Origin of the sequence: Neorhizobium alkalisoli, assembly GCF_007829835.1 — a bacterium.
Taxonomy (GTDB): domain Bacteria; phylum Pseudomonadota; class Alphaproteobacteria; order Rhizobiales; family Rhizobiaceae; genus Neorhizobium.
Genome location: NZ_VIWP01000012.1, coordinates 74,410 through 100,234, shown reverse-complemented (window position 1 = coordinate 100,234; position 25,825 = coordinate 74,410). Strand labels below are relative to the sequence as shown.

Here is a 25,825-nt window from a genome sequence, read left to right as displayed (position 1 = left end):
CGAAAAGCATTGCCGGTTTTGTCTGTGGAGACCGTGGTTTGATCGGCGGCAGAAACCACCGATCAAACCCACGACCGTTCGTGTTAGGGTGCGAGCGGGCCGGTGCCGGCGACGACCAGTTTCGTCAGCTGGCCGGCATCCAGCGGCGCCGGAAGATATTTATAGGTCACTGCGTCAACCATCAGCTTGTCGAGGCCATTGACCTTGTCGGGCTGCAGGTTCTGTTTCGGATAAAATTCGTCGCGCACTTTCTTGGCGAGCGCCGCATCGGCGCCTGCCCAGGCAGCATAGGCGTCGAGAGCGGCGGGATCGGCATAAAGCCAGTCCAGCGCTTCACGATAGCCCTTCATGAAACGGCCATAGGCATCCGCTTTGCCCTCGAAGGAACGGGCATTGGCGATCATCACCCGCACAGACTGGTCGGCGAATTCCGGCACATCGCTGCCACGTGCGACGATCTTGATGCGTCCGCCATCGACATCCTTAACGCCGAAGGGTGGCGAGGCCCAGCCGACATCGATCTGGCCGGACATGACTTGAGTGAAGGTTGATGAAGGGCTGCCCGTCGCCGTCGGATTGAACTTTATCCCGAGTGTCTTCTGCAAGCCGAGCACGACGAGATTGGTCGAGGAACCGTTGGTGGAATATGCGACGGTCTTTCCGGCCGCCTCCTTGATCGTGGCGATGCCGCCATCGGTCTTGGCATACCAGTAGAGATCGTGCGCGCCGGTCATCGACGAGCCGATGATCTTCAGCGGCGCGCCCTTGGCGGCGGCGCCCATGACGCCATAGGTGCCGACGCCGATTCCGATATCGGCGCTGCCGGCAATGACCGCCTGTTGGGTCTGCCCGCCGCCTTCGGTGTAGAGCAGTTCCAGCGTCACGCCGTGCTTCTTGAAGATGCCGGCATTCTGGCCGAGTTCGCAGACGGAATTTTCCCAGTTGCCGCGCTGGCCGATGGCGAGCTTGAACGTATCCTCGGCGGCAAACAGGGATCCCGGCCTCAAGGCGAGGGCGGGCACCGTGGCGCCGATCAGGCGCAGGGCATCACGACGTTTCATTGTGCTTTCCTCCCGATTTGAATGATCTGGCCAAGCTGTTCCTCCGACAGCGGGGCAGACAGGAACTTGAACTGCACCCCGTCCGCCATCAGCTGAGGCAGGCCGCTGACGGTACCCGGATCGAGCGCCGCCTTGGTGAAGAACTCGTCGCGCGTGCGTTTCGTCGCCGCCTCGCTGATGCCGGCGAAAGCCGCAAACGTCTTGATCGCGTCAGGGCTCGAATACATCCAGTCGATCGTTTCCCTATAGGCATCGAGGAACTTGTCGATCGTCGCCTTCTTTTCGCCGAGCGTCGCCGCATGGGTGATCAGCACACGCGTCGTCTGCTGCTTGGCGGAAACGACATCGGCGCCGCGGCCAACGATCCGGATCGTCTTGTCGAGCTGGTCGAGACCGAAGGGCGCGACGGCCCAGCCGACATCGACCTGGCTGGACATGGTCTGGGTCAGCGTCGGCGCAAGGCCACCCGTCGCAGTTGGCTTGAGCTCGATCTTGTTTTCCTTCGCCATCAGCAGAAGCGGCGTATGGCTAGACGAACCCGCGGTCGAATACCCGACCGTATGTCCGGCCATGTCGGCAACCGATTTGATCGGTGACGCCATCGGCACATACCAGTAGAGCTCGCCGAAACCGGTCGCCTCACCGCCGATGATCCGCAGCGGCGCCCCCTTGGCGGCAACACCGAGCGCACCCAGCGTGCCCACCGCAACGCCGATATCGACGCTGCGCGACATGACGGCCTGCTGCGTTTCCGCACCGCCCTGCGTATAAAGGATCTGCACGTCGAGACCGTGTTTCTTGAAGATACCAGAACGGCTCGCCATTTCGGAAATAGACGTATCCCAAGCGCCGCGCTGGCCGACGGCCAGTTTCAATTCTTCTGCCTGCACCGCGCCCCCAAAGACCGATCCGGTCAATGCCAGCGCAAGTGCTGTCAGCACTACATGTTTCAGTTTCATCATCATGGTTTCCTCCCAGAACCAGCTCCGCCGAAGCGTTTTGCGATACGCTCCGCGAAAGCATTGACGACAGCGGCAAAAGTGATCGTGACGATCAACAGGGCATACATTTGCGGCATGTCGAAACGCGTATAGGCGTTGATGATCATGAACCCGATGCCCTGGTTGGAGAGCTTCGTCTCGGCCAGGAGCGTGCCGATGACGGCAACCCCGAAACCGAGCCGCACACCGTTGACCAGAGGTGCTGCCATGGCCGGCAGCTCGATCTTGAAGAACATCTGCCAGCTATTGGCCTGCAGCGACCGCCCGACACGCCGAAGCGTCGGATCGACGCCGCGCATGCCGGCCGCAACGCTGATAGCGATCGGGAAGAAACAGGAGATGGCCCCCATCGCGATCTTCGAGCCGGAATCGACCCCGAACAGCATGATCATCACCGGAAAGAGAATGATCTTCGGCGTCGGACCGAGATAACTCAGCCAGCTTTCATAGGCATCGGACAGCAGCGCCCTGCTGCCGAGGAGAAGCCCGACGACGAGGCCGGCAATGCCGCCGATCGCCAGCGCCAGGATGAGCTCGAAACCGGTCACAGCCAGATTGGCGTAAAAGGCGCCGCTGCCGAGCAGCTTGATCAGGCCACCCGCGATATTCTGCAGCGGCGGAACGACATCGCGGAAAAACAGGCCGGACAGGGCAAGGAGCTGCCATATGCCCAGAATGACGACCGCGCCGATGACACGAATGGCCGAAACGCTGAGATTAAGCCGGGCGGGAGCGGCGGTTACCCGCGTCGTTGCAGCCATTTTTCACCCCTGTCGAGAACGGCGAAGAAAAGAATGCTGACACAGACCACGAAACAGATCGCCGCATAGGTGCCGGGCAGATCGTAACGTTCGGCAAGGTCGTTAATCAGTTGGCCGAGGCCACCGAGATTGATGAGAAACTCGACCCCGACGATATTGATGAGGCAGAAGATCAGGCCGAGCCTCAGACCGACGAAGATCTGCGGTAGTGCTGCCGGCAGCAGGATCTGGCGGAATTCCTGGGCCGGTGTCAGCCGGAAACTGCGGCCGACGTCGATCAGCACACGCCGCGTCGAGGTAAACCCCTCGATCGTCTTCAGCGCCACCGGCGCGACGCCGGCGGTAAAACCGATGATGATGATCGTGAGCGAACTGCGACCGAACAGAACGAGGAACAGCGGATAGGCCAGCACCAGCGGTGCTGCGGCCATGGCCGCGAGCCAGGGCTCGAAGGCGAGCCGAAGCTTGCCGAAACGGTAGAGAAGCAATCCGACCGGAATGCCGACGATCAGGATCAGCAGGCTTGCCGCGAAGGTTTCGCCGACGGTCACGGCGAAGCGGCCGGGAACTCCTTCCTCGACGATGACCCGCCAGAAGCTTGCGGCTATATCGGACGGCAGCGGCACGACATAAGGGCTGACGATCTCCGTCATGATCAGCGCCTGCATGATCACAAGCAGGCCAGCGATCGTGCCGATGCTGAGCAGGAAGGCTGGGCTGATGATCGGAACTCGTTTCATCCCTGTCCCCGTTCGGATTCCTGCAGGCCGCGGCTCGCCTCTTCGCGTAAGTCCGCCCAGATGTCGGCAACGATCGCCCCGAATTCCGGGCTGCTGACGACATCCGAGGTGCGCGGCCTCGGCAGATCGACATTGACAATCCGCTTTATCCTGCCTGGGCGGTAGCTCATGATCAGGATGCGGTCTGAAAGCTGCACGGCCTCGGTGATCGAATGGGTGATCAGCAGTGTTGTCTGTTTCAGCTGCTGCTGGATCTGCAGCACCTTGTCGCCGAGCAGAAGACGGGTCTGTTCGTCGAGCGCCGCGAAGGGCTCGTCCATTAGCAGGATACGCGGCTTGGCCGCCAGCGTGCGGGCGATCGACACGCGTTGCCGCATGCCGCCCGAAAGCTCGGACGGCAGCCGTTTTTCGAAACCGTGCAGGCCGACCATGTCGATATAATGCGAGGCTGCGGCGTGCCGCTCGCTGCGCGAGACGCCGCGCAATTCGAGCGGGAACGCGACATTGTCGATGACATTGCGCCAGGGAAAGGTCGATTCCTCCTGAAACACGATGCCGACCGCCGGATGCGGGCCGTTGATCGTTTCGTTTTCCACCCGCACGATGCCCTGCGTCACATCGGACAGGCCGCCAATGACGTGGAACAGCGTGGATTTTCCGCAGCCAGACGGGCCGATCACCGACACGAATTCGCCGGCATCCAGCGTGAACGACACGGAGTCGACGGCGGTCAGGGCAGTCGGGCCCTCGCCGAACCGTTTCGTGACGTTCTCAACGGTCAGCGGCGGCGGGCCGGATGGGGCAGGTTTTGCGCCCGGCGCAACGGAGGTGGCGATATCTCTTTCGGCAATCATGGCTTGCCCCCATTGGACGATCGGGTCAGGGCGCTCGCCATCGCCGGCGTGTAACCGGTGATGACACGGACATCGACGACCGCGACACCCCCGGCATCAACGACAGCAATCGCTTCATTGAAGACGGCTTCCAGCTCGTCCATCGACTTGACCGGACCTAACCCCGTCGCACCCTGGGCTTCGGCGATCTTGGCGAGATCGATTTCCGGATCGGTCATGCGCATGCCGATCCATTTGTTTTCGACCGGCCTGTCGCGCAGCCGCGCCATGCGCTCCTGATGCACCTCGTCGTTGAAGAAGGACTGGTTGTTGGCGATCACGAACAGCATCGGTATCCGGTAATGCGTAGCGGTCCACAGAGCAGTGACACCCATCAGGAAATCGCCGTCACCGCAGATGGCAACCGGCAGCCGACCCGAGCCGCGAAGGGCGAGCGCTGCACCGACTGCAATGCCTGGCCCGCCACCGATCCCGCCGCCACCGTCGGAGCCCAGGAAATCGAGCGGATGCCGGAACGGCCAGGACGCACCGTCCCAGGACAAAGGCAGATGCAGCAGCGAGACAGGCCGCGCGCCGACGACCTGCCGAAGGACGGCGGCCATTTCGGGCACGGCGATCTCGCCGGATGTTTTGCTTGCCTCGGGATCCGCCACAGCCGGCAGGGTCGAGACGGTCATCTCGCCCAGTTTCGAGACCAGATCCGCGACCAGCCGATCCGGCTCGGCAGCGAGAAACAGATCCACCGGCGGCAGGCCCTGATGGTCGGCGCTCCAGCCGTTGTGCAGGACATGATCGAGCGAGACCTGTACGACCTTGGCCGCCGGCACGCCGCCGCAGGCCATGCGCAGCGTTCCGGCAAGATCGACCCAGTCGAGGCTGATGATCAGGTCCGCACCGGCGATCTCGTCCATCGCCGCGGGTAGCGGGAAGACACCGGGGCTGCCGACATGCAGCGGATGATCGGTCGGGAAAGCCGCGCCGACCTTGAGATCGGTAACGACGCGGGCATCAAACGCCTCGGCCAGCACGATGCGCTGCCGCCAGCCTTCTTCGCCACGGCCGACACGGCCCATCAGGATGACCGGTTTCTTCGCCTCCTCGAGCATGCCGAGCAGCATGTCGATCAGGCTTTCCGAGACGGTCGCGGTGACTGGCGGCATGAAACGGCCGGGCTGCAGCTCCGGCAAGACTTCGCCCAGCGGCTCTTCCTGCATACCGGCATCGAGATTGATATAGACAGGACCTTGCGGAGCCGTCTTTGCAAGCCAGGCGCCGCGCAACAGGGCTTCGCGGGCGGCAGCAGGCGATGCGGGCTGCGCATCCCATTTGACATAGGGGCGGACGATCGCGCCCTGATCCTGCGCGGTATGGATCCACTCAATCCAGGGGCGACGTTTGGCGGCATCGACGGGACCCGTCGCACCGAGCACGATCATCGGCATGCGGTCGCACCAGGCATTAAAGATCGCCATGGTCGCGTGGAACAGGCCGACATTTGAATGCACTGCCACGAGCATCGGCTTGCCGGTCACTTTGGCCCAGCCCTGGGCGATGGCGACAGCATGTTCCTCATGCAGGCAGAGCAGCATTTGCGGGCTGGCATTGCCGAGATGATTGACCAGGCTGTCATGCAGGCCGCGATAGCTGGCCCCCGGATTAAGCGCGATATAGGGAATGTCGAGCGCGCGCAGCGTCTCGGCGATCGCATCGCTGCCGAACAGCGCATTGCCCTGCGGCGGCGAAGCCTGTGGCTGTTCGATGCCGGCGATCTCGGATGTCTTGAAGCTGATATCGTTCATGGCCGGGCCACTCCCCGGTTGAGATTGATGTGGATGTTCTTTTCCTGGGTGAAGGCGATCAGCTCTTCCAGGCATTCCTCGCGCCCGATACCGGACTGCTTGAAACCGCCGAAAGGCGCGCCGAGGAAATGCTTGCTGGTATCGTTGACCCAGATGTAACCGGCCTGGACCTCGAGAGCGGTGCGGTGTGCCTTGGTCAGGTCATTGGTCCAGATTGAGCAGGTCAGGCCATATTCGACCTGATTGACCTGCTTCACCATGGCCGCCTCGTCCTTCCAGCGCAGAACGGAAAGAACAGGCCCGAAAATCTCCTCGCGGGCGATGGTCATGTCCATCGTCACATCGGCGAAAATGGTCGGTTCGACGAAATTGCCTTCGGAAAGCTCCACGCCATCGGGCCGCTTGCCGCCGCAGACGACGCGCGCGCCTTCGGACTTGGCGATATCGATATAACGCATGACCTTTTCATATTGCGCCTTGCTGGCGATGGCGCCCATGGTCGTTGCCGGATCGGTCGGAATGCCCGGCTTGAAGCGCGCGGCGCGCTCGGCGACCCTGGCCACGACGGCATCGTGGATATCGTCATGCAGGAAGGCGCGGCTGGTGGAGCCGCAGGACTGACCGCACCAGGTGAAATTCATGCCGCTGACGACGGCAGTCGCCACTTCGTCCGGATCGGCATCCGCAAAGGCGATCAGGGCGTTCTTGCCGCCGAGCTCAAGCAGAACCGGCTTGATCGTCTCGGCCGCCGATTTCATCACGGCGCGGCCGGTCGGTACACTGCCGATCAGCGCGACCATATTGACATCACCATGGCCCGAAAGTGCGGCCCCGACCTCGCGTCCGCCAGGGATGACGTTGAAGACACCGGGCGGCAGCATGCCGCCGATCAGCTCGGCCAGCCGCAGCGCCGAAAGCGGCGCCTGTTCCGGCGGCTTGATGATGACGGCATTGCCGGCCGCAAGCGGTGCCGCGGACTTGCCGGCGCAGAACATGAACGGATGGTTGAAGGGAATGATGCGAGCAACGACACCGTGCGGCTCGCGGATCGAGAAGTTCACGGCAGTCGGTCCCATCGGGATCGAATTGCCCTTCATCTCCGTCACCAGACCCGCAAAAAACTCCATCTGGGCAGCGGCGATCATCACGTCGCCCTGCATTTCAGTAAAAGGATTGCCGCCATCGGCAGCATCAAGCATGGCGAGTTCCCGGCCGTTCTTGCGCAGAACCGCGGCCATGGCCTTGAGGATTTTTCCACGTTCAAGCGGCGGCACTGCACGCCATTCCTCAAAACCCTTGCGGGCTGCCGCAACGGCGGCATCGACATCGGAGGCGTCGGCATCGGCAACGCTGGCGATGACCTTGCCGGTCGCAGGGCTCGTCACTTCGGCACGGCGTTTCTTCATTGCCTCGTGCCATTGGCCGCCATAATAGAGATCGGTCCTCGTCGGAAGGATGAGTTCGACCGTGTCGGATGGTGTTTCCACTCTCTCGTTCATCGCATATCCCTGATGTATTCGAGTGTTTAGAGCTGAGACATCAACGAGGCATCGCACGAGCCCCGGCTTCAGCTGAACCTGCTGTCAGTTGCGGCGCGACCGCGCTTGTTCCAGCCACATGTCCCATGGACGCTGGACCTGGCCTTCGACATTCCGGACGCAGGCCGCGCTTTCTTCGGGCGTCAGGAAGGTCACTTCGCCGAGCTGCATGGCCTGCAGCTGGTAACGGGCGTTGAGTTCAGCATAAACGGCACGGTAGACCACCTGCTTGACCGAATAACCGACCACGGTCGAGCCATGGCCGCGCATCAGCACGATGTCATGGCCATCAAAGTGTTTGGCCAGAGCCGCCCCCAGCATGTTGTTGCTGACGAGCAGGTCAGTCGCGTCGCCACCCGCCTCGCGGATCTCGAAGACCGGCGCGCCCTGGCCGACAAAACCGGCCATATGGAAAACCGCCTGGAGCCGCATGCCCTTGACGATGCTGAGCGGCACGATCGAATGCGAATGGCTGTGCACCACGGCAACGACATCCGGCCGCGCCTTGTAGATCTCGCCGTGGATGAAACGTTCGAGATAGACCCTGCGGCCATTGGCGTTGACCGCCTCGCCATCAAGGGTGAACTCGACGATGTCCTCCGCCGTAACGCGGCTCGGCGCCATATTGCGGGCGAGTAGAAAACGATCCGGCCGTTTGTCGTGCCGTACGCTTATATGACCGAAGGCATCAACCACGCCCTGATCGAAGAGGATCTGGTTGGCGGCGACAAGTTCTTTGATCAGTTCAGCCGAGGGTGCGGCGGAAACATCCGCCGTATCGTCGATTTCGACCGCGATGGAATCGGGATTGGTTCCTGAGCGACACATGATGGGCTCCTCCTCCCAGCAATCAGCGCATAGGACGGCGCAGGCTCGCGCCGCGAAGAACCGCGGGGCGAAATCGAAGGCCGTCTATGAATAATGTTTTTTCTGCAGCAGGTGCCGGCCTCCTCAAGCCGGCGCTCGCATCTCCCGGGTCGGACGATCAATCAACAAAGATCGACCGAGCACTGAATGACAGTATGCGGATCATTTGATCCATGTCAAACGAAATTGCGAAAAACCGGGCAATCATCGGCTTCAGAGGCATCCTGAAGATGGTGGATGGCAATTCTTAATCTCAACGATTACAATAGATTATAGAGTTTCTGAAACTCTTGGCTTTGACACGCAGAAGAACGACCGTATGCTGACAATCTGGTATGTTTGCGCTGCGGCATGCCTCGTCGAACCAGAGGGAATGAACGAATAATGTCGATGCAACACGTCTATGGAATGCCGGGCCATCTTATCCGCCGGGCACAACAGATCGCCGTATCGATTTTCCTCGAAGGAGTCGCGCCGGCCGACATCACGCCCGTGCAATATGCAGCATTGGTGGCGATCGGCGACAATCCGGGCATCGATGCAACCCGCCTTTCGGCGCTGATCGCATTCGACCGTTCGACACTCGGAAACGTGCTTGAGCGAATGGAAAGCAAAGGCCTGATCCTCAGGCTCGGCCACAAGGACGACAAGCGGGTAAAACGCGTTCACCTGTCACCGCAGGGCAAGGCATTGCTCGACGAGGTCGAACCCAAGGTTCTGCTTGCGCAAGAGCGCATACTCGAACCGTTGTCACAGGAAGAACGCGAACTTCTCATGAGCATGTTGTCGAAGCTGGTCGAGTGCAATAACGACGCCTCTCGCGTTCCGCTTAAGACTGCTGGCTAAGGGACTGCACAAGCTCGTTTTCATAATTTGGCCATTGGACCAAAGCGATAATCCTGAAGTTATAGTCAACTGTGGGCGCGATTTAATCGTAACAGCTGCATGGAACATGTGGTGTCTAAAACGTAGGTATTGAGCCATACCGAACCTGACGCCTACGCTTATTTCGTCAGGACGTTCTCATTGCATTCGATACGAGCAAGCACCTACCGGCTCGAGCGTCCGAGGACCATACTGATCGTCAACAGTTTTCGCTGACAACCACCGAAAACGGGACCGTCACCTGTACGGCATGCGGCTCAACCGGGGGATCGAGGCTCAGGCCGATCATCGCCTCGACAGCCTGTCTCGCGATTTCTCCGACGGGATGCGCCAGTATGACACTGATCACGCCGAGACTGATCAGGCTGCGGGTGTTGTCGGTCATTTCACAGCCGATAACGACAATGTCCTCGCGGCCGGCCTGCGCAAGACCATCACAGATCCCGTCTATTCCTCCGCCTGCCACAAACAGAACCGTCAGGTCGGGGACATCCTTGAGGAGAGTCAGGATGACGGTTTTTGCGATATCGTCGGACTCGTTGGTTGCGCGCGTGCCGGTCAGCCTCAGGTCGGGACAGTCCGCCCGGATAAAGCTTCGAAAACTCGCCTCATGCACCTGCTGACAGGTATAGCGCTCGGAACCGACAAGGACCGCGGCCCTGCCCGGTTTTGCCAGCCGGCTGGCAAACCAACCTGCCGTCCGCCCGAGTTGCCAGTCATTGGAGCCCACAAAACCGGCTCTGGCCGGCGACGAGATGTCGGAAATCATCGCGATGACCGGAATGCCCTTGAGAGCCAGTTCGCCAACCGCGCCGCTGACGGCCGGGTGATCGACACAGACGCATGCGATGATATCGCATTCCCGGCCGAGCTCCAGAAGCGCGCTTGCAGCCAGATCGGGATCAGTATCGTCGAGATGGCGGATGACGACATGCCCCCTCACCGCCACACTCTTTTTGACGAGCGCCACGAGTTCGGTTGCAAGCGAGCGGTAGAGATGCCGGTTGCTGCTGTTGAGAAGAAAGCCGAAGCGCCGCTCGGGCGCGCCGCCAAGCAGCCTGTTGCGGATCGTCTCGGTGCCGTAAAAACCGATCTGCTCGGCCACGGTCAGGACATGTTCCATGGTCGAAGGTTTGACAGCCCCACGGCCGCTCAGGATGCGGTCAATCGTCGAAACACTGACTTGGGATTTCTGTGCCAGATCTTCGATTGTCTTATGCCGTGACAAGGCTGCGCCCTTCGTTTCCAAACGCGGTGCGCTCCTCTTAGTCAGCGTCCTGAGCAGCGTCAATTTTCGGGCAGCCAGCCACCGGACAGATACGCATCAGGAAGGCCTTTCTATCAAAAATCCCTCATTTTGAGGGTATTCTAAGCGGCCGGACGCTTCACTTTGAGGGAATATGCAATGACGCAATTCTAGCGCCTTGCCAGTCTCCATGCGTCGAATTAGCGCATGATCGAACGATCACAGAGACACGTGCCCAACCAGATCCGACACCCCACCCGATAATCCAGCCATCACATGATCAACTCCCAACGCGCCACATCCCTGCGGCGCGAACGCTGCCGCTCGGCCATACGACCGTTGCGGCGAGAAAGGATCTACACATGAAGCGCAGAGACCTGCTTCGCTCCTTTGGGGCGGCGATGACGACCTCCGCCCTTGTTTCTCCAGCTGCAGCAGCGGAACTGAAAGGGTTCCCCGAACAGACAGCGATGTCTGCGGACCATCTGCCACGACCCGCCATGAAGGGCGGCGGTTTTCAGGTCTTCACCCAGGAAAACGACCGCAAGATACTAGCAGCCGTCTTCGATCGCCTGATCCCGAGCGACAAATTCGGCCCTTCTGCAAGCGAGGCGGGCTGTCTTGAGTTCCTCGACGACCAGTTGGCCGGCCGTTATGGCGAAGGCCGCGCGCTCTATCTGGAAGGGCCGGTCCGGCCTGAGAACGAGGAGGCGATCATGGGCTCGCCGCAATTCACCCAGACCCCGCGCCAGCGCTACGAGGATGGCCTGAAGGCGCTCGAAGCCTATGCGAAGGCGACCGACGGCGTGGCCTTCCATGCGCTTTCCCCCGGCCGGATAGACGAGATCTTGTCCGGCCTGGAAGAAGGCAAGATCGAGCTGCCGAACGGCGTGAAGGGCAAGTGGTTCTTCGAACTCATGCTGCAGAACGCCCGCGAAGGCTATCTTGCCGATCCGCTTTACGGCGGCAACCGCGACATGGCTGGCTGGAAGATGATCGGCTTCCCCGGCGCCCGATATGATTACCGTCCCTATATCGAGCGGCAAGGCGAGAACCTCAAGCTCGAACCGGTCAGCCTGATCCCCAAAGACTGATATCCCCTTAGGAGAAAAATTATGACGATTGAACGTCCGAAGGCGGATGTGGTCATCTGTGGCCTCGGCTGGGCCGGCTCGGTCATGGCCGAAGAGCTGACCCGCGCCGGCCTCAATGTGACCGCGATCGAGCGTGGCGCCTGGCGCGACACATCCACCGACTTCCCGCCGGCCGTCGACCCGGATGAGCTGCGCTGGACGACCCGGCGCGAGCTCCTGCAGCCGATGAGCGTCGAGACCACCACATTCCGCAACCGCATGGACCAGACGGCAGCGCCGGTTCGCAACTGGTCGGCCTATCAGTTCGGCTGGAATGTTGGCGGTGCTGGCACGCACTGGGCCGGCATGTCATGGCGCTTTACCCCCTGGGATTTCGAGGTCGCCACCCAGACGCGCGAGCGTTATGGCGCGGCCAAGGCGGAAGGCCTGCAACTGCAGGACTGGGGCGTCACCTATGCGGAAATGGAACCCTATTACGACCGGTTCGAGCGGATTGCCGGCACGTCCGGCATCGCCGGCAACATCAACGGCGAGATCAAGCCGGGCGGCAACCCGTTCGAAGGTCCGCGCGCCCGCGAATACCCGACACCGCCACTGAAAGACACGTTTTGGATGCGCGAGTTCCGCGAAGCCTCCGAACGCATGGGCTACCATCCGTTCACGCTGCCGGCCGGCAATATCAGCCAAGCCTATGTCAACCCGCTCGGCGTCACGATGGGGCCATGCACCTATTGTGGCTTCTGCGACTTCCACGGCTGCGGCAATTTCTCCAAATCCTCGCCGCAGGCCTGTATCCTGCCGGCGCTGATGCGTCGGCCGAACTTCACCCTTCTGACCGAGACCGAGGTACTGCATGCCGTCAAGCATGACGACGGCAAGACGGCCAAGGGCGTGAAGTTCATCACCAAGGAAGGCGAGGAAGGGTTCCAGCCGGCCGATATCGTCATCATCACCGCCTATCAGATGGACAATGTCCGCCTGATGCTTCTGTCCGGGATCGGCGAGCAGTACGACCCCGCGACCGGCAAGGGCACGGTTGGCCGCAACTACACCTACCAGACCTGCGGCACGGTCAACGCCTTCTTCTCCGACAAATACACCAACCCGTTCATCGGTGGCGGCGCCCTCGCCGTGCAGATCGACGATTTCAACGGCGACAATTTCGACCACGGCAATCTCGATTTCATCGGCGGCGCCGGGATCATGGGCTATTCCACCAATGGCCGCCCCATCCAGAACATGAACAACCTGCGCCCCGGATCGAAGCGCTGGGGCTCGGCCTGGAAGGAGGCTTATACCCGCGATTACAATCAGGGCGCCGGCATCTTCATCCAGGGCACCTCGATGCCGGTTCGCGATGCCTATCTCGACCTCGACCCGGACTATCGCGACCGCCACGGCCAGCCGCTGTTGCGGCTCACCTTCGACTGGAACCGTAACGACCAGAACATGCTCCGCTACCTGACCGACCGCTCGGTCGAGATCATGCGCGAGGCCGGCGGCGAGGATATGATCGTCGAAAACCAGGCCGAAGAGAGCTGGAACCCTTACAAGCAGCACTCGTCGCACACGATCGGCGGCGCTGTGATGGGCGCGGACCCGACCACCTCGGCTCTGAACCCGTTCCTGCAGAGCTGGGACGTTCACAATGTCTTCGTCGTCGGCGCCTCCGCATTCCCGAACAATGGCGGCTACAACCCGACCGTGACGGTGGGGGCACTCGCCGTCCGTGCCGCGCAAGCCATCCATCAGACCTATGTGAACAACCCCGGCCCGCTGGTGAAGGGATAAGATCATGGCAAACTGGAAAAAGATCGGCGCCGGTATCGCCGTCATCGCGGTCGTAGCCGCCATCGGCGCCGGTGGCTGGGCCTGGCACAGCCTCAATACGGTGGCCTCGAATGTGGCGGACGACACGACGCGCCTCGCTGACTTCAAGAGCACCGATCAGGCCGCCATCGAGCGCGGCGAATACGTCATGCGTCTGGGAGACTGCTCCGCCTGCCATACACGCGAAAACGGCAAGTTTGCCGGCGGCTACGAAATCGGCACGCCTTTCGGCACGCTCGTCAGCTCCAACATCACGCCGGATGCCGGCACAGGCATAGGCAGCATGACCGAGCGCGATTTCTTCAATGCGGTCCGCCAGGGCATCGGCCAGCACGGCATGCTCTATCCGGCCATGCCGTTCACCGCCTATCGCAAGTTCAGCGATCAGGACATGCATGACCTGTGGGCCTATATGTCCACGGTCACGCCGGTAAAGCACGATATTGACGAAAACGCCGGTATGAAGTTCCCGTACAATATCCGGCTGGCGATGGCGGGATGGGACATGCTGTTTTTCGACAATTCCGGTTTCCGCGTGGATGGCTCGAAGGACGACGCCTGGAACCGCGGCAAATATATCGTCGATGGCGGCGGTCACTGCGCGGCCTGCCATTCGCCACGCAACATGCTGGGTGCGGAAATGGGATCGGCCTATCTGCAAGGAGGTAATCTCGGTGAATGGTTCGCACCCGACCTGACCTCGAACCCGCATGCCGGCCTCGGCACCGCGTCGGCGCAGGATATCGCCAACTATCTGCAAACGGGATCGGACGGCGTTGCCGTTGCCGCCGGCCCGATGGCGGAGGCCGTCGAGCATTCGACGCAGTATTTCAGCAAGGCCGATGCGCTTGCAGTTGGCACCTACCTGAAATCCCTGCCCGCTTCCGCAACACAGCCAGGCCCGGTGCAGCCCGTTGACACGCCTGCCATGCAGAAGGTGGCGCTGGCCTATGAGGTCAACTGCTCGGCCTGCCACGGTCTTGGCGGCGAAGGGATCGAGGGCATGGTTCCGGCTTTCAAGGCCAATCATGGCCTGTTGTCGAGCGATGCAACCAACATGATCCATGCCATGCTGCAGGGCGCCCGTGCAGCCCATACCCACGATCGCCAGACGGCCGCCGGTATGCCCGCCTTCGACTGGAAGATGGACGACCGGCAGATTGCCGATCTCCTGACCTTCGTGCGTAATTCCTGGGGCAATACGGCAACGCCGGTTGCTGCAAGCGACGTCGGCCGTCTGCGAGAATTCCTCAAGGCCAGCAAGAAGATGGCGACGCCGTAATAGGCGCGATCCCCCGGCCAAGCGCCCGGGGGACCTAGACTTCACCGTGCTTGAACGCCGATTTCTGCGATTTCGCTCTTGATGGAATTCGAACCATTTCCCATGCAGTTAGCATCTACCAAACATCTGAAAACGCTCGGCCTCTTTAGGTAGGTAAATGCGCTTTGAGAAGCGCTCACAACACTTGCGGGCGAAACGAGGTGGAGTTTTGTCGCAGCTACAATATCCGTTCCGCGATCGCTCTGGCGATCGGCATGGCGCCGGTTGCCGCCGGCGAGGGTGCGTTAAGGATCATGGTGATTCCGTCCTGCGTCTTGATCAGAAAATCATCGACAAGCGTGCCGTCGGGGCGTACGGCCTGGGCGCGGTTGGCGCTACGATAGGTTGTCAGATCGGACAGCTGTATCCGCGGGCAATATTTGCGCACCGCCGCCAGATAGGTCTTGCGCGACAGCCAGCCCTTCATCTCGTCGAAAGTGGCGCGCGGATGCCGGGCAATCATCCGCCACAATCCGGGATAGGACAGCGCATCCATGGCATCGGCCGCATCGAAACCGAAATGATTGTATTTTTCGCGCGCGAGCGCCAGCACGGCGTTCGGCCCGACCGTGATCGTGCCGTCGATCATCGGCGTCAGATGCACGCCGAGAAAGGGCAGGCTCGGATCGGGAACCGGATAGATGAGATGATGCACGACCGTGTTCAGCGCGGCCGGCAAAACGAAATATTCGCCGCGGAACGGCACGATGCGGATCTCCGGATCGATGCCCGCCATGCGGGCGATGCGGTCGGAGGCCAGGCCGGCACAGGCGATCACGCAGCCGGCCTCGACCGTCTCGCCATTGACCGAGACACGGCTTGCCGGCGCGCGGCGTTCGATCGCGGTCACGGCGGCATGGAAACGGATCTCGCCGCCGGCCCGCTCCACATCCGCCAGTAATGCCCTGGTGACGCCGACATAATCGACGATGGCGGTCGCCGGAATGCGCAGCGCTGCCTTGCCGGAAACTTCAGGCTCGAGCCTGCGCAGCGCCGCACCATCCAGCGTCTCGGCGAGGACGCCGTTTTCGACCGCGCGTTCGGACAGCGCCTGCAGACGCGAGACTTCCGCGTGATTGGTTGCGACCAGAAGCTTGCCGCGGGTTTCGTAGCGGACATTGCGCGCAGCGCAGAAAGCCTGCGTCATTTCAAGCCCCTCGCGGCAGAATTGCGCCTTCAGGCTGCCGGGCTTGTAATAGACGCCGGAATGCACGACGCCGCTGTTGCGGCCCGTCTGGTGAAAGGCGGGAACCGCCTCCTTGTCGAGAAGCAGCAGGCGGCTGCCGGGCTTTCGGCGTAGGATTTCCGCGGCAAGTGCCGCGCCGACGATGCCGGCACCGATGACAATGAAATCATAAGTTCTGCTGCTCATTGCATATCCGATCCATGCAGCCGCAATGCGGCGGATCAAACGGGGTTCTGGCTGATCGAGGCACGGATGATGCGGGCGACTGCAAGCGGCGAGATCACCGGCATGGCATGGCCGCTGTCGATCACTTCGAAACGGCAATGCCGGATCTGCCGGGCCAGAAGCCGCAACTGATCGGCCGGCCGGCCGCTATCCTCGCTGCCTGCGACGATCGTCACCGGCGCGTCGATCCGGTCGAGCCGCTGCTCCAGATCCGACGAGGCCATGGCCCGCCAGACGGCCGCGTAACTGTGCGGATCGCAGGCAAGCCGCCGCAGCCTGAACTGTTCCACACGGGTCGGATCATCACGAAACCGCGTCGGAAACTGGCGCTCTTCCAGCTGCGGGAAGAAGGCACGAAGCCCATCGTGCTCGAGCGCCGCCACGCGCTCGAGCACCCCCTCGCGCCTTGTCTCGGAAACCCCGGTCGCTGGGGCGAAGGCAACGACACCCGCCACCAGATCGGCGCGGCTTGCGGCAAGATCCAGCGCCACCGCGCCGCCGACGGCGCAGCCGGCCAGCCAGACCTTTTCGCCGGGCCAGATCTTCTCGATCAGCGCTGCCGTATCCAGGGTCAGATCGGAAAAGCCGATCGCGCCGCGGATCTTTTCCGACTGGCCGAAGCCGCGCAGGTCGTGGCTGAGGATGCGGCAGTTCTCGCGCAGCAGCGGCACGACCGCGTCCCAGCTTTCCAGCGCCCCGCCCATTTCGTGCAGCAGGACCAGATGGGTCCGCCCCTCGCCGAGGCGGCGATAGCGCAGCACCGTGCCATTGACCTCGATCAAGCCGCCGTCAGCCATCGACATACTCCGTCGCCTGGAAGGAGGGCCGCGCGGCAAAGGCCGCGTGCCGGTCTGCAAGCCGCGGCCGGGCGGTCCGCCACGCGATCTCGGGCAGCCGGAAATCGAGATAGGAAAGGCCGGCGGCGAGCGTCAAATCGCCGAGATCGGCGGATCCGCCTTGCTGTGGTGCCGCCGCCGTCTCGAAGTGATTGAGCGTGCGCTCCAGCTTCCAGCGATAGCCTTCGATCCGGGCCTCGACATCGTTTTCGCGAAAACCGGGATAAAGCCGCAGCTGCATCATCGCATCGATCATAAGCTTGGCAGTGGCGACACGGGCGAGCGTCGCTTCCATCTCTGCCGAGGCCAGAGGCACAAGCCGGCCGGGCGCAAAGCGGCGGTCGAGGGCAAGGCAGATCAACGCCGATTCCGACAGTGTCTGACCGTCCTTGAAGACGATCGTCGGAATGCTCACCATCGGATTGTCGCCGGCAAGCGCCAGATTGGATTGCGGCGTCTTCTGGCTGACCGAGACCGGGCACAGAGTGACCGCATCCGCGCAGTCGAGTTCATGCAGCGCCAGCGTGACGATCCGCACATAGGGTGAGCGGGAGGACCACCAGAGACGGATCATGCGGCACCGAAAAGCCGCAGCGGCGTGTCGACGAAAACCTTGCGGCGCAGGGTCTCGTCCGGCACCCAGGCATCGAATACATCGACGAGATGGCCGACCAGCGGCGGATCGGTGCGGCGGTTGATGAAGGGCCAGTCGCTGCCGAAAATCACCCGGTCGGGGATCGTTTCGACCCAGCGGTCGTGGAAGGCCCTGACATCGGAATAGTCCGGTGCCTTGCTGGCGACCCTGAGTGTCAGTTTCACATAGACATCGTGATGCCGCGCATAATCCAGCAGCGCGCGAAACTCGCTTCCGTCGGGATCGACATCCGGCTTGACGCCGCCGAGATGGTCGATCACCACCGGCACCGACATGGTGCGGAAGATCGGCAGGTGCTCGACGATATTGGACAGTCCGTTATGGACCTGGATATGCCAGCCGAGTTCCTTCAGCCGCGGCGCCCAGCGCTGCATGACATCGAAATCGAGCGTGCCGGGCGCATCCTCCTGTTCGCGGGCCGGCGCGAAACGCACGGCGCGGACGCCGGCTGCATGCAGAGCCTGCAGCTCGGCATCGCTTGCATCGGGCGCCGGCACGGCGACGCCGATGACCCGCCCCTTTGCCTTGGAAATCGCCTCCAGCGTGCCGGAATTGTCATAGGCCGCGGACGAGGCATGCACCAGCGAGCCGTTGTCGAAACCGGCCGCGGCCCGCATCGCCTCGTAATCCTGCCAGGGGGCTTCGGGCGGCGTGTAGCGATGCCCCTTGCGGATCGGGTAGCGGTCGAACGGACCGAAGACATGGCTGTGGCAATCCCAGGCGCCCGCCGGCAGGGGCTTACCCGGTTTGCTGAGGGGACGCGGAATATAGTCGTCCTGGTTCGGCATGCTATCTTCTCCTGATGGTTTTCACCGCGACGGCAATGGGCTGCAAGGCCTTTAGCCGGCCCTGTCGATCCGCACGGCATGCTGCCTGCGGCCGTCATGGTCGACGAATTCGAGCCGCACCCGCTTTCCGATCCAGGAGCCTTCGGGTTCGTCTCCCACCAGGTTGGACATGATGATCGGCCCCTCGTCGAGCCGCACCGCAACCGAATTGTAGGGCGGCGGGAAATCGTCGAAATAGCGCTTGTGGAAGGTCACCCAGGACAGGATCGTCCCGGTCCCGGCGACCGGGACCCAGTTCGATTCCATCGACAGGCATTCGGCGCAGATCGGCCCCGGCGGATAACGGAGCGTCCGGCAATGGCTGCAGCTTTGCAGCTTCAGTTCTCCATGCTCGATTCCGTCCCACATGATGCGGTCGTCGATCGACATGACGGGTTGCGATTTGCCCATGGCTGTTACCTTCCGTAAATGATCGAGACGGCCTTGCCGGCGACGTCGGAACTGTAATGAACGAAGCGGCAGTTCTCGACCTGCCGCTCGCCGCAGGTGCCGCGGATCTGGCGCACCGCCTCGATCTGATGGCCCCAGCCCTGCATATAGCTTTCCGACAGATGGCCGCCGCTCGTATTGACCGGCAGGCGCCCGCCGAGCTTGATATTGCCGTCCTGCATGAAACGCCCGGCCTCGCCGGGAGCGCAGTATCCGTAACCTTCCAGCGCCAGCGGGATATGGCAGGAAAAGCTGTCATAGATCTGTGCCGAGGAAATATCCTCCGGACCGACCCCCGCCATGTCGAAGACCTGGGCGGCGACCTTCTGTTGTGCCGGCAGGTAATATTCGGTCAGGCGCGGTTCGAGGCTCGTTGCGCCGCGGTTAAGGTCATAGCGGCCGACGCCATGGATCATCACCGGATCCGGCCGCAGCTTGCGGGCCCGCTCGGCCGACATGATGATCAGCGCCACGCCGCCATCGTTGACGAGGCAATAGTCGAACAGATGCAGCGGCTCGCAGACGAAATCGGAGGCGAGATAATCCTCCACCGTGATCCGCTTCTGCATCACCGCCTCGGGATTGAGGCTGGCGGCCAGGCGCTGCGCAACGGCGACCTCGCCGAGCTGCGTCGACGTGAGCCCCGTTTCCTCCATGTAGCGCTGAAACATCAGGGCATATAGCGCACCCTGTGAAGTAAAGCCCCAGGGCGCGTGATAGACATAGGACAGGAAGCTCGCACCGCCGGCCGCGTTCGCGCCGCCGTAATTGGTCTTGCCGGTGCGCTGGTTGTTGCCGTAGACGAGCGCCACGACCTCAGCCAGACCGGCATGGATCGCCATCGTCGCCTGCATCACGGCCAGCATGGCATCGGCCTGGCCGCCCCAGCGCGCATCGATGCCCAGAACCTCGCCCATCCGCTCATAAGGAGTGGTCGGCCCGACGATCAGTCCGTCCACCTCATCGCGCGAAATGCCGGCATCCTTCAGGGCGCGCGTGAAGGCCAGCGATGCGAGGCCGATCGAGTCCAGCTTTCCGGCCTCGCCGGCACGATGCGCGGCATAATCCTTGCGCCAATCCGTATGGCCGATGCCGACAACCGCGGCGACATTCGAAAGTTGATTGCTCACAACGTCTTCCCATTCTCTAGACTATGCGGCCGAAAGAGCGCCGCGATGCGGTCCATGACCGACGAGTTCGGCAGATGCGACGGGGGGAGCCCATCGGCAATGCGATGATTGCTTTCCCTTTTGCCGGTCGTCAAACGACGAAAAATCATGCACTTAGTGTCCTCAGGTCATCAATTTTGCGGACGCGAAGACAAGCGGTTATCCTCCGCGATGGCGATGGCGATCGCCATCCTTTCCGGCAGTCCCTCAATGCTCGCGCCCGTCACAGGGTGCGCAGGTTTTGCGGCCTCAGCCCGCAGGCGGCTTCAGATGGGCCGAGATCAGACGTTCGTACCGGTCCTCCTCGCTGAACCGGGCCATCAGACCGTCCGGCCGCGACTGTTCCGATCCAGCCGCATCGGCAAGGCTCTGCCACGCGCCGGCCGTCGCCCGGACGATCGTGTCGTGGCCGCGCAGGCAGATGCGCACGCCGAGCGCGGCAAGATCGGCTTTTTCCAACTCGCCTTTCGCCGCCGCCAGAATGACGGGCAGGCCGGAGGCCTCGGCCGCCATCTCGACCTCGGCGATTGTGCGTGCGCGCGCCAGAAAGATCGCCTGGGCGCCGGCCGCGGCAAAGGCGGAGGTGCGATCGCGAAGATCGTCGGCCGGCCTGCCGCTTCCCGCCATTTTGGCACCGACCGTCGTGCGACCCACGACAATGAAATCCGGGTCGCTGCGGGCCGATACGGCAGCGGCGATCTTGGCCGCCGCCTCGTCTATGCCGGTGATCCGGCCTTCCGGTGCCGCGAAAGGCGCCGGCAATTCGCTGTCTTCGAGCGTCATGCCGGCGATACCGGCTGTTTCGAGTTCCTCGACGCAGCGCATGACATTCAGCGCATTGCCAAAACCGTGATCGGCATCGACCAAGAGCGGCAGGGCGCCGGTGCGGCACAGGCGCCGGCACAGTCCAGCAAATTCGGAGAGCGTCAGCAGGCCATGGTCCGGCGCGCCGAGCACGGCCAGCGCCGCGACGGAGCCGCCGAGCATGGCGAGCTCGAAACCGAGATCGGCCGCCATGCGCATCGAGAGCGGATCATAGACCGAAGCCGGGCTGACGCATTTGTCGCCGGCCAGGATTGTCCGCAGTTGTTTTCGCGCGCCGGCCGGCGTCAGGCGGGCCGGGCCCGCTTGCGGTCGGGTGCCATCGGTACGTTCACTCTGCATGCAGAGGCGCTCCCGTGCGTGCCCGCGCCTCGCCCAGCGAAACGCCCTCGGCAAGATCGATGACGTAAAAGCCGCCATCCGCGACGCCGAAAACCCCGAGATCCGTATAGATCCGCGACACGGCGCCCGGCGCCGTCAGCGGATAGGAGCAGGCTTCGACCAGCTTGCTCTCGCCGCCCTTGGCATTGTGCTGCATCAGCACCCAGATGCGTTTTGCACCGACGCTCAGATCCATCGCGCCGCCGACGGCCGGCATGAGTTCGTCGCCGCCGGTCGTCCAGTTGGCGAGATCGCCTGTCTGCGACACTTCGAACGCGCCGAGCACGCAGAGATCGATATGGCCGCCGCGGATCATCGTGAAACTGTCGGCATGGTGGAACAGCGAGGCGCCGGGCAGGAGCGTCACCGGCTTCTTGCCGGCATTGACCAGCCAAGGATCGATCTCGCCTTCCGGCGGCGTCGGGCCCATGCCCAGAATGCCGTTTTCCGAGTGAAACACGACCTCGCGCTCGTCGTTGATCATGTCGGCGACCTTGGTCGGCATGCCGACGCCGAGATTGACATACCAGCCATCCTCGATGTCGCGCGCCAGTCGTCGTGCCGGCGCTTCGCGATCCTGCGGCTGGATGATGGTTTGAACGGTCATGGATTAATCCCTCTGGTGATGGTCAGGCCAGCCGCTGGGCGGCGATCAGGCGGTCGCTGTCGGCCTTCACCTGGACGATCCGGTTGACGAAAATCCCCGGCGTGACGATCGCATTCGGATCGAGAGGGGCGTCCAAGAGTTCATGCACCTGGCAGATCGTCAGCTTCGCGGCGGTCGCCATGACCGGGTTGAAATTACGGCCGGAGCCCTGATAGCTGAGATTGCCCCAACGATCGCCGGCCCAGGCCTCGATCAGCGCCACATCGGCCGGCAACGCGCGTTCCATGACGTAACGCCGGCCGTCGAATTCGCGCGTTTCCTTGCCCTTTTCGAGCTGCGTGCCGGCGGCCGTCGCGGTGTAGAAGGCCGGAATCCCGGCGCCAGCGCAGCGGATACGCTCCGCCAACGTCCCCTGCGGCACGATCTCAAGCTCGATCTTGCCGGCCAGGTAGAGGCTCTTGAAGACTTCCGACCCCTTTGGAAACGAGCAGATGATCTTGCGCACTAGGCCGAGATCCATCAGGCGCGGAATGCCGGTCTCGCGGCTCCAGCCGGCATTGTTGGCGATCACGGTGAGGTCGCGCGGGCCGATCTCGGCCAGCGCATCGACCAGCGCATCCGGCTGGCCGACGGCGCCAAAGCCGCCGATCATCACCACGGCCCCGTCGCTTATCCCCTCAAGCGCTTCGGCCAGCGAATATTTTCTCTTGTCGATCATCTGTCCTCATCCGTCCTCATGCCGCGGCGATCAGCCCGAGTGTCTTGTCGACCGGGAAATGCAGCGCAACCGCCTGCCCCTGCTCGAACAGGGCCTCGGTCGGCTGATGCAGCTGCAGACGGCCGCCGGCAATGTCGACCGTGTAGCGCATCATCCCACCCAGATAGCTGGCGGAGACGATCGTTCCGGCAAGGCTGTTGTGGTTTTCCGGCACCGCCTGCCCCGGCCGGACAAGGCCGATGACCTCCGGCCGGATCGACACCGAAATCCGGCTGCCGGCCGGCACCGCATAGGGAAACCAGACTTTGAGCGGTGCGCCGGAATCGAGCTTTACGATCATCCGCGCATCGTCGGCGGCCGCCTCCGTCAACGTCGCCGGCAGAAGATTGGTGCCGCCCATGAAGCTCGCGACGAAGGCGTTGCGCGGCCGGTCGTAGATTTCCCGCGGCGTGCCCATCTGTTCCAGCTCGCCGGCATTGATGACGGCGATCACATCCGACATTTCCAGCGCCTCGCTCTGGTCGTGGGTGACGTAAATCGTCGTGATGCCGATCTGCTTCTGCAGCCGCTTCAGCTCGTTGCGCATCTCGTCGCGCAGCCGCGCATCGAGGTTGGAAAGCGGCTCGTCGAGCAGAAGCAGGCTCGGCTGATGGACGATGGCGCGGGCAAGCGCGACGCGCTGCTGCTGGCCGCCGGACAACTGGGTGGCGGAACGGGAGGAATAGCCTTCCAGCCCGACCGTCGCCAAAGCCGTCTCGACCATTTTGGCGATCTCCGCCTTGGCAGGTTTTGCGCCGGCGCGGACCTGCAGCGGAAAGGCGACATTGTCGAAGACCGTCATATGCGGCCAGATCGCATAGGACTGGAAGACCATGCCGATATTGCGCTTGTTGAGCGGCACGACATGATCGGCCTCGGCATTGAAGAACACCTCGTTGCCGAGTTTCAGGCTGCCCGTATCGGGATGTTCCAGCCCGGCAATGCAGCGCAGCGTCGTCGTCTTGCCGCAACCCGATGGACCGAGCAGGGTGAAGAAGGTTCCAGGCTTCAGCGAAAACGAGATCGGCCGGATGCCGCCGCCGGGAAAGGATTTGCTTTTCGGCCAATATGTCTTGCCGAGACCGCGCACTTCGAGCGTATTGTTGGGAGCGAGCATCAGAGGGCACCTTCCGAATTGTTGTCCTTGCGCGTCAGCCGGGTCATCAGCGCCGCAAGGCAGGACATGATGACCGTCCAGATGATGCCGAGCGCGGCCACTTCGCCGGCCTGGCCGTTGGTCCACTGGTCGAACATGGCGACCGCGATCGTCTTGGAATTGGCACCGGCCAGAAGCACGGCGATAGACAGTTCCTTGGCCGCCAGCAGGAAGATGAACAGCCAGCCCGCGATCAGCGCCGGCGACAGCAGCGGCAGGACGACGCGGCGAAAGATCGCCGGCTGAGTCGCGCCCGATATGCCGGCCGCCTCTTCCAGTTCACGGTGGATCTGCATCACGCCCGGCTGGGCATAGCGCATTCCATAGGGCATGTAGCGGACGACGAAGGCGATCCCGATCAAGGACAGCGACCCGTAGAGGCCGAAGGGCGTGCGCAGCGCGATCTGGATCATCGCCACGCCGAGCACGATGCCGGGCAGAACGATCGGCAGGCTCGCCAGCTGATCGAGAAGGGAGGCGCCCGGCCAGCGCCGGACGGAAAACCAGGCCGCCAGCGCCGTGATCGCGATGACGGCGGTCGCCGCAATGCCGGAGATCAGCACGGTATTCCAGGCCATGTGCAGGTAATAGCTGTCTGTCAGGGCGACGAGATAATGCTTGAGCGTCATCGTCTTCAGGCCGGCCATGCTGAACGGACGGATGAACGGGGTCAACGAATTCCACAGGATCGCCGTCATCGGAATGATCAGCACCAGCAGAAAGTTGAACCAGATCACCAGGCCGCCGAGCCAGCGATAGCGACCGAGATTGAACGGACGCGGCCGGAACCCCTTGCCGGTCACGCTGGCATAGCGGTCGGCGCTACGCGAGACACGGCCGTAGAAAACGAGAAGGATCGACACGAACAGAACCATCAGCACGGCGAAGGCGCTGGAATGGCCAAGATCGGGCGGCACCTGGGTCATGGCCAGATAGACGTCGGAGGTCAGAAGCTTAACGCCGCCTGGTGTGCCGAGAAGGACCGGCACGTCGAAGGCCTCGAGATTGCGGATGAAAATGAAGATCGCAAGACCGAGCAGCGCCGGCTTAGCGAGCGGCATGGAGACCCGCCGCACCGTATCGAAGACCGAGGCGCCGGCCATGCGGGCGGCTTCCTCCAGATCGGCATTCTGGCGCTTGAACGTGGCGCCGCAGAGAAGGAAGACGAGCGGCACCCAGAGCAGTCCCTCGACCAGGACCATGCCGGGGATCGAATAGATGTTGACCAGGGGCTGGAAACCGCCGGTGATCGACCGCCACAGGGCATTGACCGGTCCGGCCTTGCCGAGCAGGAAAGTCCAGGCCGAGACGTAAAGAATGGCCGGCGTGCCGAGCGACACGACTGTGGTGACATAGGCGAGCGGCTTGAAGGGCGCATTCGTGCGCTCCACCACCCAGGCGACGGTGGCGCCGAGCACGAGCGACAGGACCGTGGCGCAGGCTGCGAAGATCACCGAATTGGCTATGCTGATATAGAGAAGCGGATCGGCAATCAGTTGCCGGTAATTGATGAAGGACAGGCCGGCATCCGGGTTCGCATAATCCGTGAGGCTGGTCTGGACGAGCATGATCAGCGGCGGCACCACGAGGATCGCGAGCAGCAATCCGAGCAGGGCGACTGGCGCCTTCAGCACCCATCCGCGGCCGCGCCAGCTGGTGGCGCCCCGACGGCTCGGGCTTGCGGCAGGGACACCGTTTTTCGGCATATTTGTCGGCAAAGCCTGACCCGCATTCATGATGCTGCCCTTGGCCATTGG

General features: G+C 62.6%; 24 protein-coding genes. 4 read left to right on the top strand and 20 right to left on the bottom strand.

Annotated features, from left to right (window positions below):
• Positions 1 to 83: 83 nt before the first annotated feature.
• The 8 genes from FHW37_RS28740 to FHW37_RS28705 all read right to left on the bottom strand — a co-directional run bounded on the left by FHW37_RS28740 (position 84) and on the right by FHW37_RS28705 (position 8,582).
• A complete protein-coding gene (locus FHW37_RS28740) occupies positions 84 to 1,061 on the bottom strand; it encodes an ABC transporter substrate-binding protein (RefSeq protein ID WP_145642709.1) in 978 nt (325 codons plus the stop codon).
• Complete coding sequence (locus FHW37_RS28735) at positions 1,058 to 2,026, bottom strand: ABC transporter substrate-binding protein (protein ID WP_246690980.1); 969 nt, start codon at positions 2,024 to 2,026, stop codon at positions 1,058 to 1,060. The genes FHW37_RS28740 and FHW37_RS28735 overlap by 4 nt, the downstream gene beginning before the upstream one ends.
• Positions 2,023 to 2,823: an ABC transporter permease gene (locus tag FHW37_RS28730; RefSeq protein WP_145642707.1), complete on the bottom strand. Its 801-nt coding sequence runs from the start codon at positions 2,821 to 2,823 to the stop codon at positions 2,023 to 2,025. The genes FHW37_RS28735 and FHW37_RS28730 overlap by 4 nt, the downstream gene beginning before the upstream one ends.
• The gene (locus FHW37_RS28725) at positions 2,802 to 3,563 is read right to left on the bottom strand and encodes an ABC transporter permease (protein ID WP_246690979.1); all 762 of its coding nucleotides are present in this window, start codon (positions 3,561 to 3,563) and stop codon (positions 2,802 to 2,804) included. The genes FHW37_RS28730 and FHW37_RS28725 overlap by 22 nt, the downstream gene beginning before the upstream one ends.
• A complete protein-coding gene (locus FHW37_RS28720) occupies positions 3,560 to 4,417 on the bottom strand; it encodes an ABC transporter ATP-binding protein (protein WP_246690978.1) in 858 nt (285 codons plus the stop codon). The genes FHW37_RS28725 and FHW37_RS28720 overlap by 4 nt, the downstream gene beginning before the upstream one ends.
• On the bottom strand, positions 4,414 to 6,216 hold the full coding sequence (locus FHW37_RS28715; protein WP_145642705.1) for a thiamine pyrophosphate-binding protein: 1,803 nt from the start codon (positions 6,214 to 6,216) through the stop codon (positions 4,414 to 4,416). The genes FHW37_RS28720 and FHW37_RS28715 overlap by 4 nt, the downstream gene beginning before the upstream one ends.
• The gene (locus FHW37_RS28710; RefSeq protein WP_145642703.1) at positions 6,213 to 7,715 is read right to left on the bottom strand and encodes an aldehyde dehydrogenase family protein; all 1,503 of its coding nucleotides are present in this window, start codon (positions 7,713 to 7,715) and stop codon (positions 6,213 to 6,215) included. The genes FHW37_RS28715 and FHW37_RS28710 overlap by 4 nt, the downstream gene beginning before the upstream one ends.
• A gap of 84 nt (positions 7,716 to 7,799) precedes the next feature.
• Positions 7,800 to 8,582: a class II aldolase/adducin family protein gene (locus FHW37_RS28705; RefSeq protein WP_145642701.1), complete on the bottom strand. Its 783-nt coding sequence runs from the start codon at positions 8,580 to 8,582 to the stop codon at positions 7,800 to 7,802.
• A 423-nt stretch (positions 8,583 to 9,005) separates the two neighbouring features.
• Between FHW37_RS28705 and FHW37_RS28700 the strand changes: the two genes are divergently transcribed.
• On the top strand, positions 9,006 to 9,467 hold the full coding sequence (locus tag FHW37_RS28700) for a MarR family winged helix-turn-helix transcriptional regulator (RefSeq protein ID WP_145642699.1): 462 nt from the start codon (positions 9,006 to 9,008) through the stop codon (positions 9,465 to 9,467).
• A 238-nt stretch (positions 9,468 to 9,705) separates the two neighbouring features.
• Here the strand turns inward: FHW37_RS28700 and FHW37_RS28695 are convergent, their stop codons facing one another.
• Positions 9,706 to 10,734 (bottom strand): substrate-binding domain-containing protein, encoded by a 1,029-nt coding sequence (locus FHW37_RS28695; RefSeq protein ID WP_145642697.1) that lies wholly within the window; start codon positions 10,732 to 10,734, stop codon positions 9,706 to 9,708.
• 380 nt (positions 10,735 to 11,114) lie between these two features.
• Between FHW37_RS28695 and FHW37_RS28690 the strand changes: the two genes are divergently transcribed.
• Genes FHW37_RS28690 through FHW37_RS28680 form a run of 3 tightly spaced genes read left to right on the top strand, consistent with a single transcriptional unit; the run spans position 11,115 to position 14,958 of the window.
• Entirely contained in the window at positions 11,115 to 11,846 is a 732-nt protein-coding gene (locus FHW37_RS28690) for a gluconate 2-dehydrogenase subunit 3 family protein (RefSeq protein WP_145642695.1), read from the top strand.
• A gap of 21 nt (positions 11,847 to 11,867) precedes the next feature.
• Positions 11,868 to 13,637: a GMC family oxidoreductase gene (locus tag FHW37_RS28685; protein ID WP_145642693.1), complete on the top strand. Its 1,770-nt coding sequence runs from the start codon at positions 11,868 to 11,870 to the stop codon at positions 13,635 to 13,637.
• Positions 13,638 to 13,641: 4 nt separating this feature from the next.
• Positions 13,642 to 14,958, top strand: a complete 1,317-nt coding sequence (locus FHW37_RS28680; RefSeq protein ID WP_145642691.1) for a c-type cytochrome — start codon at positions 13,642 to 13,644, stop codon at positions 14,956 to 14,958.
• A 217-nt stretch (positions 14,959 to 15,175) separates the two neighbouring features.
• On the opposite strand, the gene lhgO is transcribed toward FHW37_RS28680, so the two are convergent.
• From lhgO to FHW37_RS28625, 11 genes are all read right to left on the bottom strand, one after another.
• Positions 15,176 to 16,369, bottom strand: coding sequence for an L-2-hydroxyglutarate oxidase (gene lhgO, locus FHW37_RS28675; protein ID WP_145642689.1), 1,194 nt, complete (start codon positions 16,367 to 16,369; stop codon positions 15,176 to 15,178).
• A gap of 35 nt (positions 16,370 to 16,404) precedes the next feature.
• The gene (locus FHW37_RS28670) at positions 16,405 to 17,205 is read right to left on the bottom strand and encodes an alpha/beta fold hydrolase (protein WP_186458454.1); all 801 of its coding nucleotides are present in this window, start codon (positions 17,203 to 17,205) and stop codon (positions 16,405 to 16,407) included.
• Positions 17,198 to 17,818 (bottom strand): glutathione S-transferase N-terminal domain-containing protein, encoded by a 621-nt coding sequence (locus FHW37_RS28665; protein WP_145642685.1) that lies wholly within the window; start codon positions 17,816 to 17,818, stop codon positions 17,198 to 17,200. The genes FHW37_RS28670 and FHW37_RS28665 overlap by 8 nt, the downstream gene beginning before the upstream one ends.
• Positions 17,815 to 18,687, bottom strand: a complete 873-nt coding sequence (locus FHW37_RS28660) for an amidohydrolase family protein (RefSeq protein WP_145642683.1) — start codon at positions 18,685 to 18,687, stop codon at positions 17,815 to 17,817. Before FHW37_RS28660 ends, FHW37_RS28665 begins: the two co-directional genes overlap by 4 nt.
• Before the next feature lie 51 nt (positions 18,688 to 18,738).
• Positions 18,739 to 19,137 (bottom strand): Zn-ribbon domain-containing OB-fold protein, encoded by a 399-nt coding sequence (locus FHW37_RS28655; RefSeq protein WP_145642681.1) that lies wholly within the window; start codon positions 19,135 to 19,137, stop codon positions 18,739 to 18,741.
• A gap of 5 nt (positions 19,138 to 19,142) precedes the next feature.
• On the bottom strand, positions 19,143 to 20,306 hold the full coding sequence (locus FHW37_RS28650; protein WP_145642679.1) for a thiolase family protein: 1,164 nt from the start codon (positions 20,304 to 20,306) through the stop codon (positions 19,143 to 19,145).
• A 288-nt stretch (positions 20,307 to 20,594) separates the two neighbouring features.
• Entirely contained in the window at positions 20,595 to 21,509 is a 915-nt protein-coding gene (locus FHW37_RS28645; RefSeq protein ID WP_186458453.1) for an isocitrate lyase/phosphoenolpyruvate mutase family protein, read from the bottom strand.
• Positions 21,499 to 22,155, bottom strand: coding sequence for a 3-oxoacid CoA-transferase subunit B (locus FHW37_RS28640; RefSeq protein WP_145642675.1), 657 nt, complete (start codon positions 22,153 to 22,155; stop codon positions 21,499 to 21,501). The genes FHW37_RS28645 and FHW37_RS28640 overlap by 11 nt, the downstream gene beginning before the upstream one ends.
• Positions 22,156 to 22,177: 22 nt before the next feature.
• On the bottom strand, positions 22,178 to 22,870 hold the full coding sequence (locus FHW37_RS28635) for a CoA transferase subunit A (RefSeq protein WP_210249340.1): 693 nt from the start codon (positions 22,868 to 22,870) through the stop codon (positions 22,178 to 22,180).
• Between the two features lie 19 nt (positions 22,871 to 22,889).
• On the bottom strand, positions 22,890 to 24,029 hold the full coding sequence (locus FHW37_RS28630) for an ABC transporter ATP-binding protein (RefSeq protein ID WP_145642671.1): 1,140 nt from the start codon (positions 24,027 to 24,029) through the stop codon (positions 22,890 to 22,892).
• On the bottom strand, positions 24,029 to 25,804 hold the full coding sequence (locus FHW37_RS28625; RefSeq protein ID WP_246690977.1) for an ABC transporter permease: 1,776 nt from the start codon (positions 25,802 to 25,804) through the stop codon (positions 24,029 to 24,031). Before FHW37_RS28625 ends, FHW37_RS28630 begins: the two co-directional genes overlap by 1 nt.
• Between the last annotated feature and the right edge of the window lie 21 nt (positions 25,805 to 25,825).

What these genes read in the sequence shown, in the direction of transcription:
- FHW37_RS28740 (WP_145642709.1), bottom strand. Translation starts at nt 1,061, where the DNA reads ATGAAACGTCGTGATGCCCTGCGCCTGATCGGCGCCACGGTGCCCGCC.
- FHW37_RS28735 (WP_246690980.1), bottom strand. Translation starts at nt 2,026, where the DNA reads ATGATGATGAAACTGAAACATGTAGTGCTGACAGCACTTGCGCTGGCA.
- FHW37_RS28730 (WP_145642707.1), bottom strand. Translation starts at nt 2,823, where the DNA reads ATGGCTGCAACGACGCGGGTAACCGCCGCTCCCGCCCGGCTTAATCTC.
- FHW37_RS28725 (WP_246690979.1), bottom strand. Translation starts at nt 3,563, where the DNA reads ATGAAACGAGTTCCGATCATCAGCCCAGCCTTCCTGCTCAGCATCGGC.
- FHW37_RS28720 (WP_246690978.1), bottom strand. Translation starts at nt 4,417, where the DNA reads ATGATTGCCGAAAGAGATATCGCCACCTCCGTTGCGCCGGGCGCAAAA.
- FHW37_RS28715 (WP_145642705.1), bottom strand. Translation starts at nt 6,216, where the DNA reads ATGAACGATATCAGCTTCAAGACATCCGAGATCGCCGGCATCGAACAG.
- FHW37_RS28710 (WP_145642703.1), bottom strand. Translation starts at nt 7,715, where the DNA reads ATGAACGAGAGAGTGGAAACACCATCCGACACGGTCGAACTCATCCTT.
- FHW37_RS28705 (WP_145642701.1), bottom strand. Translation starts at nt 8,582, where the DNA reads ATGTGTCGCTCAGGAACCAATCCCGATTCCATCGCGGTCGAAATCGAC.
- FHW37_RS28700 (WP_145642699.1), top strand. Translation starts at nt 9,006, where the DNA reads ATGTCGATGCAACACGTCTATGGAATGCCGGGCCATCTTATCCGCCGG.
- FHW37_RS28690 (WP_145642695.1), top strand. Translation starts at nt 11,115, where the DNA reads ATGAAGCGCAGAGACCTGCTTCGCTCCTTTGGGGCGGCGATGACGACC.
- FHW37_RS28685 (WP_145642693.1), top strand. Translation starts at nt 11,868, where the DNA reads ATGACGATTGAACGTCCGAAGGCGGATGTGGTCATCTGTGGCCTCGGC.
- FHW37_RS28680 (WP_145642691.1), top strand. Translation starts at nt 13,642, where the DNA reads ATGGCAAACTGGAAAAAGATCGGCGCCGGTATCGCCGTCATCGCGGTC.
- lhgO (WP_145642689.1), bottom strand. Translation starts at nt 16,369, where the DNA reads ATGAGCAGCAGAACTTATGATTTCATTGTCATCGGTGCCGGCATCGTC.
- FHW37_RS28670 (WP_186458454.1), bottom strand. Translation starts at nt 17,205, where the DNA reads ATGGCTGACGGCGGCTTGATCGAGGTCAATGGCACGGTGCTGCGCTAT.
- FHW37_RS28665 (WP_145642685.1), bottom strand. Translation starts at nt 17,818, where the DNA reads ATGATCCGTCTCTGGTGGTCCTCCCGCTCACCCTATGTGCGGATCGTC.
- FHW37_RS28660 (WP_145642683.1), bottom strand. Translation starts at nt 18,687, where the DNA reads ATGCCGAACCAGGACGACTATATTCCGCGTCCCCTCAGCAAACCGGGT.
- FHW37_RS28655 (WP_145642681.1), bottom strand. Translation starts at nt 19,137, where the DNA reads ATGGGCAAATCGCAACCCGTCATGTCGATCGACGACCGCATCATGTGG.
- FHW37_RS28645 (WP_186458453.1), bottom strand. Translation starts at nt 21,509, where the DNA reads ATGCAGAGTGAACGTACCGATGGCACCCGACCGCAAGCGGGCCCGGCC.
- FHW37_RS28640 (WP_145642675.1), bottom strand. Translation starts at nt 22,155, where the DNA reads ATGACCGTTCAAACCATCATCCAGCCGCAGGATCGCGAAGCGCCGGCA.
- FHW37_RS28630 (WP_145642671.1), bottom strand. Translation starts at nt 24,029, where the DNA reads ATGCTCGCTCCCAACAATACGCTCGAAGTGCGCGGTCTCGGCAAGACA.
- FHW37_RS28625 (WP_246690977.1), bottom strand. Translation starts at nt 25,804, where the DNA reads ATGAATGCGGGTCAGGCTTTGCCGACAAATATGCCGAAAAACGGTGTC.